Below are 15,578 nucleotides of genomic sequence, written 5' to 3'. Positions count from 1 at the left end.
CTGCGTAGGGCCTGTCGTCCCGCTCCCGTCGTTCGCCCGAGGCCGGCCCCGATCCGCCGACCGGGCCCGGCCCCGCGCGGCCGCTACTCCCCGCCGTACTTGTCCGTGTCCGCATGCGGGTCCAGCGACAGCCGGTAGCCGCGCTTGACCACCGTCTGGATCAGCTTGGGCGCGCCCAGCGCCACCCGCAGCCGGGCCATCGCGGTCTCCACCGCGTGCTCGTCACTGCCCGCGCCCGGCAGCGCGCGCAGCAGCTCCGCGCGGGAGACCACCCAGCCGGGCCGGCGGGCCAGCGTGCGCAGCAGCGCCATCCCGGCCGGCGGCACCGGACGCAGGGCGCCGTCCACCACCGCGGCGTGCCCGCGGATCTCCAGCCGCTGCCCGGCCACCGGCAACGGCCGCACCCGGGACGGAAGTTCCCGGCACAGCAGCTGCACCAGCGGGCCGAGCCGAAAGCGCTCCGGCTGAAGGCTGGGGACGTCCTCCGCATGGAGCGGCATCGCCGTCACCGGTCCCACGCACACCGCCAGCACGTCCTGCCGCAGCGCGGCCAGCACGTCCTCGCGGATACCGCGCTCCGCCGCCCGGCGCAGCAGCGAAGCGGCGGCCGGCGCACTGGTGAAGGTCACCGCGTCCAGGCCCCGCGCGAGCACCGCATCCAGCAGCCGGTCGACCGGACCGATGTCCTCCGGCGGCATCCAGCGGTACACGGGGACGCCGATGACCTCCGCCCCGCCGGCCCGCAGCGCCTCGACGAACCCCGGCAGCGGCTCCCCGTGCAGTTGCAGGGCCACCCGGCGGCCGGAGACGCCCTCCGCCAGCAGCCGGTCCAGCACCTCGGCCATCGACTCGGAGGCCGGGGACCACTTCTCGGTCAGTCCGGCGGCCCGGATCGCGCCGCGCACCTTGGGCCCGCGCGCCAGCAGCTCCACCCCGGTCAGCCGGTCCAGCAGCGCCTCGCCCAGCCCCCACCCCTCCGCGGCCTCCACCCATCCGCGGAAGCCGATGGCGGTGGTGGCCACGACGACATCCGGTGGATGGCCGATGAGATCCCCGGTCACCGCGAGCAGCTCGGTGTCGTCCGGCAGCGGGACGATGCGCAGTGCGGGCGCGTGCAGCACCTGTGCGCCGCGCCGTTCCAGCAGGGCGCCCAGTTCCTCCGCCCGCCGGGCCGCGGTCACGCCGACGGTGAACCCGTCCAGCGGCCGGACGGCCGGTGCCGGCGCCGTCCCCTCCTGCTCACCGTGTTCCTGCTGCTGCTCGTACATGGTCGTCCCGCTTCGCCCAGAGTGGTGTGCTGCCGTGCGGCGCCCGTACCGCCGCGGCTCGGGCGGCACACGGTGCCGAGTGCCCAGCGTGCCAACGGCACGTGACAGCTCCGGTCCTCCAGTATTTCCCCGCGGTTACGGGGCGTCGCGCGGGGGCGGGCGCGGGGCCCTCCGTGTGGCCGCCCCCGCGCCCGGACCGTCGCTCACACCTCCGCGTACACCGGCCGCCGCTCCCCGTCCGCGGCCGGGGCCTGCGCCGTACGCCGTACGCGCGCCACGGGCCGCAGGTATACGGCCCAGGTCACCGCGCCGCACACCGCGTAGCAGACCAGGAACGACACGAACGCGGGCGTGCCCGAGCCGGTCGCCAGGAACGACTGCCGGAAGGCGAGGTTGATGGCCAACCCGCCGACCGCGCCCACCGCCCCGATCAGCCCCATCGCCGCGCCCGACAGCCGCCGCCCGTACGTCGCGGCCGCCTCCCCCGAAAGCCCCCGGCGCACCGCCAGGGCCTGGAAGATCCCCGGGATCATCTTGTACGTGGAGCCGTTGCCGAGCCCCGACAGCACGAACAGCGCGATGAACCCGACGAGGAACACCGGCAGCGACTTCATCTCCGACGCCCCGATCACCACCCCGGTGGCCAGGCTCATCGCCGCGAAGGTGCCGAGCGTGATCCGGGCGCCGCCGAACCGGTCCGCCAGCCGCCCGCCGACCGGCCGGATCAGCGAGCCCAGCAGCGGCCCGATGAAGGTCAGCGACGCCGCCTGGAGGGGCGTGCGCGCGAACTGGCTCTGCAGCACCAGACCGAAGGCGAAGCTGTAGCCGATGAACGATCCGAAGGTGCCGATGTAGAGCAGGGACATCACCCAGGTGTGCGGTTCCCGGGCGGCGTCGACGGCCGCGCCGGTGTCGTTCGTCACCGGGGCGAGATTGTCCATGAACAGCGCCGCAAGCACCGCCGCGACCACGATCAGCGGCACGTAGACGGCCAGCACCAGCCGTGGCTGCGCGGCCCCCGCCGTCCCGATCACCAGGAGCCCCAGCAGCTGGATCACCGGCACCCCGATGTTGCCGCCACCGGCGTTGAGCCCCAGCGCGTACCCCTTCTTTCGCAGCGGGAAGAAGGAGTTGATGTTCGTCATCGACGAGGCGAAGTTCCCGCCGCCGACCCCCGCAAGCGCCGCGACCAGCAGGAACGTGCTGTACGAGGTACCCGGTTCGATCACCAGCGCGGCCACCGAGGCCGGCACCAGCAGCAGCAGCGCGCTCAGCACCGTCCAGTTGCGGCCGCCGAACCGCGCCACCGCGAAGGTGTACGGCACCCGCAGCACCGCGCCCACCAGCGTCGGCATCGCCACCAGGAAGAACTTCCCGGCCGGGTCGATCCCGTACTCCGGCCCCATGAACAGCACCATCACCGACCACAGGCTCCAGATGGAGAACCCGATGTGCTCACAGAGCACGGAGAACACCAGGTTCCGCCGGGCGATCCGCTCCCCCGTCTCGGCCCAGAAGGTCTCGTCCTCGGGGTCCCAGTGCTCGATCCACCGGCCGCCGCGCCGCCGCACACGGCTGGCGGCGGGATTGTCATCGGGGTTGTCGGTACGGGTCTCCGCGGCCTCGGCCGTCATGGCGCCTCCCAGGGGTCAGGTCTTCTCCTTGACGCTAGGGATGGCGGATTTCCGTACCGTGCCGCCCGGTGACACGGACGAAACCTTGCGCTCACGGGGTGCGGCGCAGGGAGGTGAGGCAGCCAGACCGTCCTTGCGGGGGTGATCTGCGCATTCCCCCGGCGACGGTCGCGCTCCGTAACTATGCTGCCGCGCCATGCGGACCCGTACTCTTGGTGAGTACGGGCGCACAGACGGTCACAAGCGCCGATGTACGGGGAGTGGAACGCCATGCGACCGCGAAACAAGCCCAAGAACCGACACTCCGCAGCCATGGAAGTCATCGGCGCACAACTGGCGCTGTTCCGCATCAATGCCGGTTTCACCCAGCGCGGCCTCGCGGAGCGGACCACCGCCTCCGAGGAGACCATCGCCTCCGTCGAACAGGGCAGGCGCGTACTGATGCCGCACCTCGCCTCCGAATTCGACCAACTCCTGCGCACGGGCGGGGCACTGGCGGCGGGTGTCGCGAAGCTGCCGCGGAAGGAGAAGTATCCGATCTGGGCGGAGGATTTCATCGCCTTTGAACAGGAGGCCATCTCGCTCTGTGGGTACGAGAACGGTGTCATCCCCGGCCTGCTCCAGACCGGGGACTACGCACTCGCCACATTCCGCAGCAATATCCCGGGACTCAGCGAAGAGACAATCGAGCAACGCGTCACCGCACGCCTGGAGCGCCAGCAAATCCTGCACAGGAAAGACGCCGTCACCTCCAGCTTCGTCTTCTCCGAAGCCATCGTGCGGAGCAACCTCGGGGGGCGCGAGGTCATGCGGGCCCAGCTTGCCCACCTGCGGGCGTGCGCGGAACTCACCGGCGTCTCTCTTCAGATCCTGCCGCTGAACCGCGAGCACCACGCCGGTCTCAACGGACCCTTCGTCCTGCTGGAAACCGCCGACCACCAGCACTTCGCCTATACCGAGGCGCAGCGCAGCAGCGAGCTGACATCGGACCCCGATGAGGTCAGCATCCTCACCCAGAAATATGGAATGCTGCGAATGCAGGCCCTCAACGCCGAAGAGTCCATGGGTCTGCTGGACCGGCTGCTAGGAGAGCGATGACCCATCTGACGTGGTTCAAGTCCAGCTACAGCGGCGACGAAGGCGGCAACTGCCTCGAAGTGGCGTACAACTGGCGCAAGTCCAGCTACAGCGGCGACGAGGGCGGCGCCTGCGTAGAGGTAGCCGCCCACCCCACCACCATCCACGTCCGCGACTCCAAGGACCCCCAAGGCCCGCACCTCGACTTCTCGCCGCGCGCCTGGGCCGCGTTCACCGCATACTCTGCGGCCGGCGCCGCAACAGCCCCGTAACCGGCGCTACTCGGCCGCTTCGTACGGCGCGCCCATCCATATCGAGTCCGTGCAGACGTTCATCGCCTGGCGCTTGCCGGACTCGTCGCGGACCACGACGGCCCGCCGGCCCGGGTAGTCGCGCGGTGCGGACACCACGGCGACATCGTTGCTGATCATGAAGGGCTCCGACGCCGCGCCCTTGCGGCAGTCCTTGTAGCGCAGGCTGGTCACCACCGTGCCGCCGCGTCGCAGGTCTATCGGCATGATCCGGCCGTGCCCGCGGCCATCGGACTCCGGCCCCTTGCCGAGGTGGACCTCGAAGGCCGGGAACCCGCGGAACACACAGGGCTTGTCGCCCGTGTTGACGACGGACAGCCGGGCGTCGCGGTGCGGGGTGTGCGGCTTCTTCTTCAGGACCGTGAGCTTCCACCGCAGGCCCTTGGTCTGACAGTTGGCGTGCAGGGCCGCCATCCGCGGTGAGCCACAGCCGGTCAGGGCCAGGCCGGCCGTGACACTCAAGATCAGCGTGGCTGCCACCGTCGCAAGAAGTGAACGCCGTTGCACGGATTTCCCCTGTTCGTTGCTCACACACTTCCCTGCCGTTAAGGAAAGCTTCCGGGCGCCCGGGGTTGCCTGGGCCGCCGTACGTTTTCGGTCCCGCCGTCTCCTGACGGGGCGTCAGGCAGCTATGTCCATCGTCTGCGCGTCCGCCTCGGGGAGCCACCATGCGTCGCCGGGCGGCGCGAGCCAGCCGTGCCGCGAGGCCCGTTCGCGGGCGGCCGCCCGCAGGGCGTCGAGCCCCGGATGCCGCAGCCCCCGCCGCCACACCATCGAGACGGGCGACAGCGGTACCGGCTCCACGAGCGGCCGCAGCACCATCCCCGGCACCTCGATGAACTCCTCGCTCGCCAGCACCGACCAGCCCCGCTTGCGCACCACCCGGACGAATTCCTGCGAGCCCTCGATCTCCGGGAACGGCGCGGCCATCGCGATGCCGCGCCCCTCGAAGAGCCGCGCGGCCAGCTCCGTCCACTCTGCGGTGCGCGGATTGCCGGCACCCGCGTAGAGCGTCTCGCCGGCCAGCTGCGCGAGCGGGACCGCCGGCCGGGCGGCCAGCGGGTGCTCCTCGGGCAGCAGCACCGCCATCCGCTCCAGCCGGACCGGCTGATGGCTCAGCTGCGCCCGGACGGCGGCCGGCAGCGCGGCGATCCGGCCGAAGGAGACATCGAGCCGGCCGTCCGCCACCTCGGCCGCCGCCCCCGCCAGCCCGCTGTGGAAACGGGCGACCAGCTCCACGCTGTCCGCCACCCGCTCCCGGGCCGCCGCCAGCACCCGGTGCGCGGTGCCGACCGGGGCCCGCACGTCCACCAGCAGCGGCCGCTCGGGGGCCGGCCGGAACGCCGCGGCCAGCTCGTCGTGCGCGCTCAGCACCCGTCGCGCGTACGGCAACAGCCGCTGCCCGTCCGGGGTCAGCGCGACCTGCCGGGTGCTCCGGACGAACAGCGTGGCGCCCACCTCCCGCTCCAGCCGCCGGATATCGCGGCTGAGCGCCTGCTGGGCGACGTGCAGCCCGGCGGCGGCCCGGGTGAAGTGCAACTCCTCGGCGACGGCGGTGAACGCGCGGAGCAGACGCGGATCGATGTCGTACGGCATCGGGCCATCCTGGCAGTGCCACCGGGTGCCGCTTCCTCCGCCGCCGGCGTCGCCCGTTGACAACTCAGGTGCGTCAATGGGCGCCGATCAGGTGTTGGACGCACCGCGGGCGTGGCCGCGACCGTAGAGGCATGATCCTTTTCCTCGCCGCCCGGCCGGTGACGGCCCCTCCCGTACGCCCGGCCCCGCGGCGCCGCGGACTCCGCCTGCTGGCGCCCTACCGCCGGATCTTCGCCCACCCCGGCACCCGCGCCTTCACCGCCGCCAACCTCCTGGCCCGGCTGCCCATGGGGATGCTCGGCGTCAGCGCGGTGCTGATGATCGCCGGCGCCCGCGGCTCGTACGCGCTGGCCGGGGCGGTCACCGCGACCGGGCTGGCGGCGACGGCGCTGGCCGGACCGTGGACCGCGCGGCTGATCGACCGCCACGGCCAGGCCCGGGCCGCGGTCCCGGCCACCGCGCTCGCCGTCCTCGGCTCGCTCTCGCTGCTGCTCTGCGTCCACTACGGCGCACCCGACTGGACCCTCTTCGCCTCGTACGCCGCGACCGCCACCACCCCCAACACCGGCGGGATGTCCCGTGCCCGCTGGGCCCACCTCCTGCGGGACGACCCGGCCGCCCGGCACACCGCCCACTCCTTCGAACAGGCCGCGGACGAGCTGTGCTTCCTCCTCGGGCCGGTGCTCGCCACGCTGCTGTGCACCGGCCTCGCCCCGGAGGCGGGAACGGCGGTGGCCGCGGCCCTGCTGCTGACCGGGATGCTGCTCTTCGCAGCCCAGCGCGGCACCGAACCCCCGGTGGCCCCTCGGTCCGCGGCCCGCACCCGCTCACCGCTGCGGCTGCCCGGCATCCCGCCGCTGCTGCTCACCTTCGTCTGCACCGGCGCGGTCTTCGGCTCGATGGAGGTGGTCACCCTGGCCTACGCCGACGCCCACGGCATCCGTGCCGCCGGCGGCGCCCTGCTGGCCCTCCAGGCCGCCGGGTCCGCCGCCGCCGGGCTGCTCCACGGCCTGCTGCGGCCCGCCGCGGGCCGAGGCACCCGCCGCTTCCGCTGCTGCGTCGCCGCGATGGCCGCCCTGATGCTGCTGCCCCTGCTCGCCGCCCCGGCGGGCGGTCCGGCGGCGCTGGCCGTCGCACTGGCGGCGGCGGGAATGGCCACCGCCCCGGCGATGGTCACCGGCATGGGCCTGGTCCAGTCCCGCACCCCGGCGGGCCGGCTGAACGAGGGGATGACCCTCGCCGTGACGGCCCTGCTGACCGGTATCGCGGCCGGTTCGGCGACCGGCGGCTGGGCGGTGGGGCAGCTCAGCGGGCCCGGCCTCGGCTACGCGGTCCCGGCCGCGGCCGCCGCCCTGGCGCTGTGCACCTCGCTCCTGCACCCGGCGTGAACGGCCCGGCACACAAAGCAGCGGCCCGTGAGAATCTCACGGGCCGCTGCTTTACATGGGATGAGTGGAGATGGCGGGAATCGAACCCGCGTCCAACGGTGCGGAATCAGGGCTTCTCCGAGTGCAGTTCGCTGCGATTTTCTCGGCCCCGGAGATCACGCGAACAAGTCTCCGACGGGCCCAGCCACTGTTTGATTTCCTTCTACACCCCGTGACCGGGTCTAGAAGTTTAGTTCCCTAGCTGATGCCAGGATCCGGGTCGGGAACACCCCCGGGCTGACACTTCGCAAGTCGCTACTTAGGCAGCGAGGGCGAAGGAATCGCGCTTGGAATTGGCGATTATTGGTTGCGACATATGGTTAACGAGATCATTGCCGCTTCCTCGACTCGCTTCCCCTGCTTCGACATCCGCTGTCGAAACCGATCATCCCCATGTTGATTTATCAAGGTGGTGCCACACCCCTCGTGGGGTGCGCAGCCATCGTACGTGAACAACGCGTGCCGTCGCCAGCGTATTCCCCGGCAGGGCCTCCGGGGCCGTGCCGCACGGGCTCGTCAGGACCGCTGCCGCCGCCGTGCCGCCGAGACCGCCCGGTCCGTCTCCCGCCGGTCCTGCTGCTCGCGGAGCGTCTGGCGCTTGTCGTACTCCTTCTTGCCCTTGGCCAGCGCGATCTCGACCTTCGCCCGGCCGTCCTTGAAATAGAGGGCCAGCGGCACGATCGTGTGCCCCGACTCCTGGCTCTTGGACTCCAGCTTGTCGATCTCGGCGCGGTGCATCAGCAGCTTCCGCTTGCGCCGGGCCGCGTGGTTCGTCCAGGTGCCCTGCGTGTACTCGGGGATGTGTACGTTGTGCAGCCAGGCCTCGTTGCCGTCGATCTGGACGAATCCGTCCACCAGCGACGCCCGGCCCTGCCGCAGCGACTTCACCTCGGTGCCGCTGAGCACCAGGCCGCACTCATAGGTGTCCAGAATGTGGTAGTCGTGCCGCGCCTTCTTGTGCTGCGCCACGAGCTTGCGCCCGGGAATCTTGTCCTTGTCCTTAGCCATAGTGCGGCCATTTTCGCACTACGCACCGCCCCCGAGGCCACTCAATACTGTGCGGGCCCGTTTCTCGGCCCCGCGCCCGACGACCAGGTCGGGGGTGATCCCCGCCTCGTCGACGGTCCGGCCGGCCGGGGTGCGGTAGTGGCCGACGGTCAGCTCGGCGACCGAGCCGTCCGGCAGCGTGCTGGGCATCTGCACCGAACCCTTGCCGAAGGTCGGGGAGCCGATCACGACCGCGCGTCCGCGGTCCTGGAGCGCGCCGGCCAGCAGCTCGGCCGCGCTCATCGTGCCGCCGTCGACGAGGACGACCAGCGGCACCCGGGTGGTGCCCCCGCGCTCGGCGTACAGGGCCCGCTGGCTGCCGCGCACGTCGTAGGTCGCGACCAGCCCGCCGTCCAGGAAGGCGGAGGCGGTGGCGGTGGCCTCGGTGACCAGACCGCCGGTGTTGCCGCGCAGATCGAGCAGCAGACCCTGCTGCGGGGAGGCGTGGCGCACCGCACGGCGGACCGCCTTACCGGTGCCCTTGGCGAACGCGGCGACCTTGACGCGGGTCGGGCCGTGAGCGCCGTCGGGGTGGTCGACGACGACATTGCGGCAGCGCAGATGCGTGCGGCGCACGGTCGCGGTCCAGTGGCGGGCGCCGCGTTGCAGCGCCAGCGAGACGGGGGTGCCGGCCGCGGCGGCCGAGGCGCGGGAGCCGTCGGGGGCCACTCCGCGCAGCCGGCTGACGACCTCGGTGACCGGGGTGTGCTCGGTGGTGTGGCCGTCGACGGCGCGCAGCCGGTCGCCGGGGGCGACACCGGCCCGAGCGGCGGGAGAGCCGGGCTGGACCCGGGACACCTCGATCCGCCCGCCGTCCGTCTGCCGTACCCACAGCCCGACGCCGACATAGGCGCCGCCCAACTGCTCCTGGAAGTCCTCGAACTGGCCCGGGGTGTAGATCGTCGACCAGCGGTCGCCACTGCGGCTGACGACGTCGGCGGCGGCCTGCGCACCGGACTTGCCGTCCTCTTCGGCCTCGGAGGCGGCCCGTTCGACGGCCTCGCGGTCCGCGAAGGCGGAGGCCGGGGCGTGCGCCTTCGCGGCCATGCCGTCCGGGGCGGACCGCCCCGCGGCGCCGGCCGCCTCATCGCTCCAGGTGCCGGTCACGGCACCGGTGGCGAGCACACCGGCGAGGAACAACGTCAGGGCCGCCCCGCGGCGAATGCGGCGGGGCCGGTCGTACGCACACGGGCCCGACATGGCGGTGAGTCTAAGGGACAAAAGGGCGCCGTACGGTGAGTTGACCGTACGGCGCCCCTTGGCAAAGCTCACACCTTGAGGTACTTGCGCAACGCGAAGAACGCGGCGAGCGCGGGCATCAGCAGCCCGATCAGCAGGACCAGCGGAAGGACCGCGGCCACCGAGTCCCAGCCGATGAAGTTGATCACCTGGATCTTCTTCGCCAGCCAGTTGTTGATCAGGACGTACTTGCCGCCGACGATCAGCACACAGGCGAAGGCCGCGCCCAGCAGCCCCGCGATGGCGGCCTCCAGGATGAACGGCATCTGGATATAGAAGCTGGACGCTCCCACCAGGCGCATGATCCCGGTCTCCCGCCGACGGCTGAACGCCGACACCCGCACGGTGTTGACGATCAGCATCAGCGCAACGACCAGCATCAGCGCCATCACGACGAGTGCGGCGATGTTCATGCCGTTGAGGAGGTTGAAGAGCGGCTCGACGGTGTCCCGTTGGTCCTGGACCTCCTGGACACCGGGCCGCTCGGAGAACGCCGACTTGATGACCGCGAACTTCGTCGGGTCCTTGAGCTTGACCCGGAAGGACTCCGGCAGCTGGTCGGGCGTCACCAGCCCGGCGACGGGGGTGTCACCGAACTGCTCCTTGTAGTGCTTGTAGGCCTGGTCGCTGGACTCGTACTCCACCTTCTGCACGATCGGCAGCCGGCCGAGCTCGGCCTTGATGTCGTCCTTCTGCTGCTGGGTGGCCGCGCCCTTGGCGCAGTTGGCACCGGAGTCGGCGTCGTTCTTGTTGCAGAAGAAGATGGAGACGTTGACCTTGTCGTACCAGTAGCCCTTCATCGTGCTGACCTGGTCGCGCATCAGCAGCGAGGCGCCGAACAGGCCGAGCGAGAGGGCTACGGAGACGATGACGGCGAAGGTCATCGTGAGGTTTCGGCGGAGACCGACGCCGATCTCCGACAAGACGAACTGGGCGCGCATGGCGTCCTTTCAGTGCTGGTAGCCGTACACGCCGCGCGACTGGTCGCGTACGAGCCGGCCCTTCTCGAGTTCCATGACCCGCTTGCGCATCTGGTCGACGATCTGCTGGTCGTGGGTGGCCATGACCACCGTCGTACCGGTCCGGTTGATCCGGTCCAGCAGCTTCATGATGCCGACCGAGGTCTGCGGGTCGAGGTTGCCGGTGGGCTCGTCCGCGATGAGGAGCATCGGACGGTTGACGAAGGCCCGTGCGATGGCGACGCGCTGCTGCTCACCACCGGAGAGCTCGCCCGGCATACGGTCCTCTTTGCCGCCGAGGCCGACCAGTTCGAGGACCTCGGGCACCGTCTTGCGGATCTGGCCGCGCGGCTTGCCGATGACCTCGAGGGCGAAGGCGACATTTTCCCCGACGGTCTTGTTGGGGAGCAGCCGGAAGTCCTGGAAGACCGTCCCCACCTGGCGCCGCATCTGCGGAACCTTCCAGTTGGAGAGCTTGCCGAGGTCCTTACCGAGCACGTGGACGTGGCCATGGCTGGTCCGCTCCTCGCGCAGCAGCAGCCGCAGAAAGGTGGACTTTCCGGACCCCGAAGAGCCCACCAGGAAGACGAATTCGCCGCGCTCGATCTCGAGCGAGACATCCCTGAGTGCAGGGCGGTTCTGCTTCGGGTAGGTCTTGGAGACGTTGTCGAATCGGATCACTGATGCACCACGGTCGACCTGGATAGCGGCACGGGTTGCCGAGTTGCGGCTCCCGTCGGTGTGCGTGACCATACGCGAACCTCACGCGGCGGCGCAGTCGCCGTAGGCGGTTGGTGCATTTCCTCACGGCACCTACGGGACAAAAGGCGCACAAAACCGCGGGACGCGCCGTTCCGTCAACGACCTGGCACAGTGGAAGAGGGAACCAATGCGCCCCCCGGTGCGTTGGTGCAGTGGAGAAGGAGGTCGCATGACGTACGACCGACTGGTGTGCGCCAACTGCGCGGCCCCTGTCAGCGAGGGCCGCTGCCCCGTGTGCCGGGCGAACAGGGAACGACTGCAGCAGACGGGCGGTCTCTTCGCCCAGCTCAGCCCGGCGATGCTGGTGGCACTGATGATCTTGCTGATCGCGCTGGGCTTGCTGCTCCACCAGGTCACCTGAGAGTGGCGCACGGCTGCCGGACCGGCAGCCGCCCTGACCACCGCCCGGGTGGCGGCGGGATCACGAACGACGAGGGGCCCGGGACGCTGCTGCGTCCCGGGCCCCTCCAGCTGTTCCAGCTGTATCGCGCCGGCATCAGGCCGCCGCGGCACCGCCGCCGTTCTTGTTGATCAGGCGGGGCAGCAGACGGAAGCCCACACCGCCCGCGATCATCGTCGCCGCACCGATGAGCAGGACGGTCGTACCGGAGGAACCGGTCTCGGCCAGCTCGCCCTTGGCCTGCTGCTTGGCCTGGCCGGGCGTGTCGGCGATCTGCTCCTTGCCCTGGCCGGGCTGCTCGATCGGCTTGGAGCCCTCGTTGTCGGTGCCGGTACCGGTGGAGTCGCCGCCACCGCCGTTGCCGCCACCGCTGTGACCACCGGTGCCGCCACCGCTGTGACCACCGGTGCTGTCGCCGCCGGTGCTCTGGCCACCGGTGGACTGGCCACCGGTGGACTGGCCGCCCGTGCTGTGGCCACCCGTGGTGGAACCGGTGGTGTCACCGCCGGTCGTCTGCCCGCTCGTGCCGGTACCGCCCGTGGTGTCACCGCCGGTCGTGTCACCACCGGTGGTGGTGTCGCCACCCGTGGTGGAACCCGTGGTGTCGCCGCCGGTCGTGGTGTCACCACCGGTGGTCGTGTCACCGCCCGTGGTGGTGTCGCCACCGGTGGTGGTGTCGCCACCCGTGACGGAACCCGTGGTGTCGCCGCCGATCTCACCGCCGGTGGTCGTGTCACCGCCGATCTCGCCGCCGGTGGTGGTGGTGGTGTCACCGCCGCTGCTGTCGCCGCCGGAGTTGCCCCCGCCGATGACGCCACCGATGATGCCGCCGATAAAGCCGCCGTCCTGGCCCGGGGTCTCACCCGGGCTGGCCGCGGAAGCCGCGCCGGCCGCGGTGAGCGACGCACCGGCCGCGATCACCGCACCGGCCGCAATGCGCGCCACGCGCAGTCGCGTCTTCTTCGTCATGTACTGCTACCCCCAGTAGCTGAACTCGTCGTTGGAGCACCGTTGTACGGGGCGACGAGCCGAGGGGGTACGCGAGTCACGGCCGGAACAACTGCCGGCCCCTCATCTCCCCGTTGCGCCACACGCCCCATGACATACGCATGCCGCGCTCACCCTTCCCAGTTCGGCCATCATCGTCAAGGCCGAATAAAGGCCCCACGTCCGAATTGGCAAGATCTGGGCGGTACATGAACATACGACTGTGACCAATCCGCCACAGGAAAAACAACTGCCTCCCCGAGGGAGACAGTTGTCCGATGCTCAGATCCGGGCCGGGCCCGTCACTTCTCCTGCTGCTTGCGCCAGCGGATCCCGGCCTCCAGGAAGCCGTCGATGTCGCCGTCCAGCACCGCGGTGGGGTTGCCGACCTCGAACTCGGTCCGCAGGTCCTTGACCATCTGGTACGGGTGCAGGACGTACGAACGCATCTGGTTGCCCCAGGAGTTGCCGCCGTCGCCCTTGAGCGCGTCCATCTTCGCCTGCTCCTCCTGGCGGCGGCGCTCGAGGAGCTTGGCCTGGAGGACGTTCATCGCAGAGGCGCGGTTCTGGATCTGCGAGCGCTCGTTCTGGCAGGAGACGACGATGCCGGTCGGAAGGTGCGTCAGACGGACCGCGGAGTCGGTGGTGTTGACGCCCTGGCCGCCGGGGCCGGAGGAGCGGTAGACGTCCACCCGCAGCTCGGACTCGTCGATCTCGATGTGGTCGGTCTTCTCGACGACGGGCAGCACCTCGACACCGGCGAACGAGGTCTGGCGGCGGCCCTGGTTGTCGAACGGCGAGATGCGCACCAGGCGGTGCGTGCCCTGCTCGACGGAGAGCGTGCCGTAGGCGTACGGCACCTGGACGGCGAAGGTGGTCGACTTGATGCCGGCCTCTTCCGCGTACGAGGTCTCGTACAGCTCGGTCTTGTAGCCGTGGCGCTCGGCCCAGCGCAGATACATGCGCTGCAGCTTCTCGGCGAAGTCGGCGGCGTCCACACCACCGGCCTCGGCGCGGATGTTGACGAGCGCCTCACGGGCGTCGTACTCACCGGACAGGAGGGTGCGGACCTCCAGCTCGTCGACCGCCTTGCGGACGGCGGTCAGCTCGCTCTCGGCCTCGGCCCTGGCGTCCTCGTCGCCCTCGGCCTCGGCGAGCTCGAAGAGCACCTCGACGTCGTCGACCCGGCCGCGCAGCTCCTCGGCCCGGCGCAGCTGGCCCTGGAGGTAGGACAAGCGGCTGGTGACCTTCTGGGCACTGTCCGGGTCGTCCCACAGGGACGGCGCCGCGGCCTGCTCCTCGAGCACGGCGACATCGGCCCTCATCTTGTCGAGGTCCAGGACGGCCTCGATCGACCCCATGGTCGAGGAGAGGGACTTCAGCTCTTCGGATACATCGACGACTGCCACGCACCCAGCCTAACGGCTGCCACCGTCTGCGTGACCCGGCCCCGGCAGGACGAACCCGCCGGGCACCTCCCGCACCGGCCCGGAGAGGGACGCCGCGCCGCTCACCGCGGGGCCCGGTGGGTCACGGCGCGACCCCGGAGCCGTCCGGGGTGTCGGGTCCGGATCGGTGGACGCCCGGTGTGGCGTCGCCCGCCCCGTCGTCGCCGGAGGCGAGCCAGCCGCCCAGGCCGGCCGCCACGACCACCGCGGCGGCGGCCGCGCCCCACCTGATCCGGCGCCGGCGCACCGCCTCCGGCGAGGCGCGGTGGCGGGCCGAGCCCGCCCGGCGCTCACCGGCCGCGCGCGGGGTCCGGGCGGTGCCGTGGGCGCCGCCCGCCAGCTCGTCGGGGCCCGGGACCCGCATGCTGGTGTGGGTATCCCGGTTGGAGTCGGGGGCCGCGCCCTGGACCAGCGGGACCGCGCCCCGCGGCGGGGTGGTCCCGCCCGGTGCCGGCGAGGGGTGGAACGCCTCGTCACGGGCCCCGGCGGCACCCTCCGGCTCGTCGTCCGGCTGCTCGTCGTCCGGCTCGTCGATGTCCAGCGGCGGCATGCCTTCCAGGGAGGGCAGCAGCTCGCGCAGCCGGGCGGCGAGCTCCGGGGCGCGCAGCCGGGACGCCGGCGCCTTGGCCAGACACTGCAGCAGCAGCTGCCACAGCTCGTCGGGGATACCGGGCAGCGGCACCACGCTCTCGGTCACATGCCGGCGCAGCACCGCCCCGGGGTGCCCGCCGCCGAACGGCGTGAACCCGGCGAGCAGCTCGTACAGGACGGTCGCCAGGGCGTAGACGTCCACGGAGGCGCGGGGCGGCAGGCCCTCGATGATCTCCGGGGCGAGGTAGTCGGGGGTGCCGATGACCTTGGACGAGCGCAGCGGGACGGTGGTCCCCCCGGCCGGGGACTGGGAGAGGGTGCGGCGCGGGGAGTCGACGAGCCGGGCGATGCCGAAGTCGGTGAGCAGCGCGGGGTGCGCGCCGCCGGGTCCGAGCGGGCCCTGCATGTCCAGCAGGACGTTCTCGGGCTTGACGTCGCGGTGCACGATCCGGGCGGCGTGCGCGGCGGCGAGCCCGTCGGCGACGTCGGCGGCGATCGCGACGGCCGCCGCGGGGGCCAGCCGCCGTTCGCGCTCCAGACGGGTGCGCAGGTCGGTGCCGCGTACGAGTTCCATGACCAGGGCCAGGTCGTTGCCGTCGACGACGAGGTCGCGGACGCCGACGACATGGGGGTCCGCCAGGCCCAGCAGGGCCGCCCGCTCCTGGACGAAGCGGCCGACGAGCTCCTGGTCGGCCGCGAGCTCCTCACGCAACAGCTTGATGGCCACGGCCCCTTCGGGACCCTCGCCCAGCCATACCGTGCCGGCACTGCCGCGCCCCAGGATCTGGTGGGCGGTGTACCGGCTGCCGATCTTCCGTGCCAAGACTGCTCC

15 protein-coding genes and 1 other RNA gene are annotated in these 15,578 nt (G+C 71.4%); 4 read left to right on the top strand and 12 right to left on the bottom strand.

The annotated features are described in order from the left end of the window. Nucleotides 1–83: 83 nt before the first annotated feature. Together OIU81_RS22750 and OIU81_RS22745 are read right to left on the bottom strand one after the other, a co-directional pair. The gene (locus OIU81_RS22750; RefSeq protein ID WP_329150724.1) at nt 84–1,268 is read right to left on the bottom strand and encodes a uroporphyrinogen-III synthase; all 1,185 of its coding nucleotides are present in this window, start codon (nt 1,266–1,268) and stop codon (nt 84–86) included. A gap of 203 nt (nt 1,269–1,471) precedes the next feature. Then, entirely contained in the window at nt 1,472–2,902 is a 1,431-nt protein-coding gene (locus OIU81_RS22745) for a nitrate/nitrite transporter (protein WP_329150723.1), read from the bottom strand. A 312-nt stretch (nt 2,903–3,214) separates the two neighbouring features. Between OIU81_RS22745 and OIU81_RS22740 the strand changes: the two genes are divergently transcribed. Further along, nucleotides 3,215–4,000, top strand: a complete 786-nt coding sequence (locus OIU81_RS22740) for a helix-turn-helix domain-containing protein (RefSeq protein WP_329150721.1) — start codon at nt 3,215–3,217, stop codon at nt 3,998–4,000. Continuing rightward, nucleotides 3,997–4,251 (top strand): DUF397 domain-containing protein, encoded by a 255-nt coding sequence (locus OIU81_RS22735; protein ID WP_329150719.1) that lies wholly within the window; start codon nt 3,997–3,999, stop codon nt 4,249–4,251. Before OIU81_RS22740 ends, OIU81_RS22735 begins: the two co-directional genes overlap by 4 nt. 6 nt (nt 4,252–4,257) lie before the next feature. Here OIU81_RS22735 and OIU81_RS22730 read toward each other — a convergent pair whose 3' ends face one another. After that, nucleotides 4,258–4,770 (bottom strand): DUF4232 domain-containing protein, encoded by a 513-nt coding sequence (locus OIU81_RS22730; protein WP_329331155.1) that lies wholly within the window; start codon nt 4,768–4,770, stop codon nt 4,258–4,260. Nucleotides 4,771–4,911: 141 nt separating this feature from the next. Then, nucleotides 4,912–5,886 carry a LysR family transcriptional regulator gene (locus OIU81_RS22725; protein ID WP_329150715.1) on the bottom strand — a complete coding sequence of 325 codons (975 nt, stop codon included), beginning with the start codon at nt 5,884–5,886 and terminating at the stop codon, nt 4,912–4,914. A 131-nt stretch (nt 5,887–6,017) separates the two neighbouring features. On the opposite strand from OIU81_RS22725, the gene OIU81_RS22720 reads away from it, so the two are divergent. After that, nucleotides 6,018–7,274, top strand: coding sequence for an MFS transporter (locus OIU81_RS22720; protein ID WP_329150714.1), 1,257 nt, complete (start codon nt 6,018–6,020; stop codon nt 7,272–7,274). Between the two features lie 62 nt (nt 7,275–7,336). Here the strand turns inward: OIU81_RS22720 and ssrA are convergent. From ssrA to ftsE, 5 genes are all read right to left on the bottom strand, one after another. Then, nucleotides 7,337–7,706: a transfer-messenger RNA gene (gene ssrA, locus OIU81_RS22715) on the bottom strand. Between the two features lie 123 nt (nt 7,707–7,829). Beyond that, nucleotides 7,830–8,321 carry an SsrA-binding protein SmpB gene (gene smpB, locus OIU81_RS22710; protein WP_329150712.1) on the bottom strand — a complete coding sequence of 164 codons (492 nt, stop codon included), beginning with the start codon at nt 8,319–8,321 and terminating at the stop codon, nt 7,830–7,832. Nucleotides 8,322–8,339: 18 nt separating this feature from the next. Continuing rightward, entirely contained in the window at nt 8,340–9,560 is a 1,221-nt protein-coding gene (locus OIU81_RS22705; protein WP_329150710.1) for a S41 family peptidase, read from the bottom strand. A gap of 68 nt (nt 9,561–9,628) precedes the next feature. Next, entirely contained in the window at nt 9,629–10,540 is a 912-nt protein-coding gene (gene ftsX, locus OIU81_RS22700; protein ID WP_329150708.1) for a permease-like cell division protein FtsX, read from the bottom strand. 9 nt (nt 10,541–10,549) lie between these two features. Then, nucleotides 10,550–11,239, bottom strand: coding sequence for a cell division ATP-binding protein FtsE (gene ftsE / locus OIU81_RS22695; protein ID WP_168479372.1), 690 nt, complete (start codon nt 11,237–11,239; stop codon nt 10,550–10,552). Nucleotides 11,240–11,489: 250 nt separating this feature from the next. Here ftsE and OIU81_RS22690 point away from each other — a divergent pair, with 250 nt between their 5' ends. Continuing rightward, the gene (locus OIU81_RS22690) at nt 11,490–11,681 is read left to right on the top strand and encodes a hypothetical protein (RefSeq protein ID WP_329150706.1); all 192 of its coding nucleotides are present in this window, start codon (nt 11,490–11,492) and stop codon (nt 11,679–11,681) included. Between the two features lie 135 nt (nt 11,682–11,816). Here the strand turns inward: OIU81_RS22690 and OIU81_RS22685 are convergent, their stop codons facing one another. From OIU81_RS22685 to OIU81_RS22675, 3 genes are all read right to left on the bottom strand, one after another. Next, complete coding sequence (locus OIU81_RS22685) at nt 11,817–12,689, bottom strand: hypothetical protein (RefSeq protein ID WP_329150704.1); 873 nt, start codon at nt 12,687–12,689, stop codon at nt 11,817–11,819. A gap of 320 nt (nt 12,690–13,009) precedes the next feature. After that, nucleotides 13,010–14,116, bottom strand: a complete 1,107-nt coding sequence (prfB, locus tag OIU81_RS22680; protein WP_329150702.1) for a peptide chain release factor 2 — start codon at nt 14,114–14,116, stop codon at nt 13,010–13,012. 121 nt (nt 14,117–14,237) lie between these two features. Further along, nucleotides 14,238–15,569: a serine/threonine-protein kinase gene (locus OIU81_RS22675; protein WP_329150700.1), complete on the bottom strand. Its 1,332-nt coding sequence runs from the start codon at nt 15,567–15,569 to the stop codon at nt 14,238–14,240. Between the last annotated feature and the right edge of the window lie 9 nt (nt 15,570–15,578).

This window comes from Streptomyces sp. NBC_01454 (genome assembly GCF_036227565.1).
Taxonomy (GTDB): domain Bacteria; phylum Actinomycetota; class Actinomycetes; order Streptomycetales; family Streptomycetaceae; genus Streptomyces.
This window is presented reverse-complemented; position numbering and strand designations above follow the sequence as displayed.

Coding starts and splice junctions, on each gene's coding strand:
- OIU81_RS22750 (WP_329150724.1), bottom strand. CDS start 1,268: ATGTACGAGCAGCAGCAGGAACACGGTGAGCAGGAGGGGACGGCGCCG.
- OIU81_RS22745 (WP_329150723.1), bottom strand. CDS start 2,902: ATGACGGCCGAGGCCGCGGAGACCCGTACCGACAACCCCGATGACAAT.
- OIU81_RS22740 (WP_329150721.1), top strand. CDS start 3,215: ATGGAAGTCATCGGCGCACAACTGGCGCTGTTCCGCATCAATGCCGGT.
- OIU81_RS22735 (WP_329150719.1), top strand. CDS start 3,997: ATGACCCATCTGACGTGGTTCAAGTCCAGCTACAGCGGCGACGAAGGC.
- OIU81_RS22725 (WP_329150715.1), bottom strand. CDS start 5,886: ATGCCGTACGACATCGATCCGCGTCTGCTCCGCGCGTTCACCGCCGTC.
- OIU81_RS22720 (WP_329150714.1), top strand. CDS start 6,018: ATGATCCTTTTCCTCGCCGCCCGGCCGGTGACGGCCCCTCCCGTACGC.
- smpB (WP_329150712.1), bottom strand. CDS start 8,321: ATGGCTAAGGACAAGGACAAGATTCCCGGGCGCAAGCTCGTGGCGCAG.
- OIU81_RS22705 (WP_329150710.1), bottom strand. CDS start 9,560: ATGTCGGGCCCGTGTGCGTACGACCGGCCCCGCCGCATTCGCCGCGGG.
- ftsX (WP_329150708.1), bottom strand. CDS start 10,540: ATGCGCGCCCAGTTCGTCTTGTCGGAGATCGGCGTCGGTCTCCGCCGA.
- OIU81_RS22690 (WP_329150706.1), top strand. CDS start 11,490: ATGACGTACGACCGACTGGTGTGCGCCAACTGCGCGGCCCCTGTCAGC.
- OIU81_RS22685 (WP_329150704.1), bottom strand. CDS start 12,689: ATGACGAAGAAGACGCGACTGCGCGTGGCGCGCATTGCGGCCGGTGCG.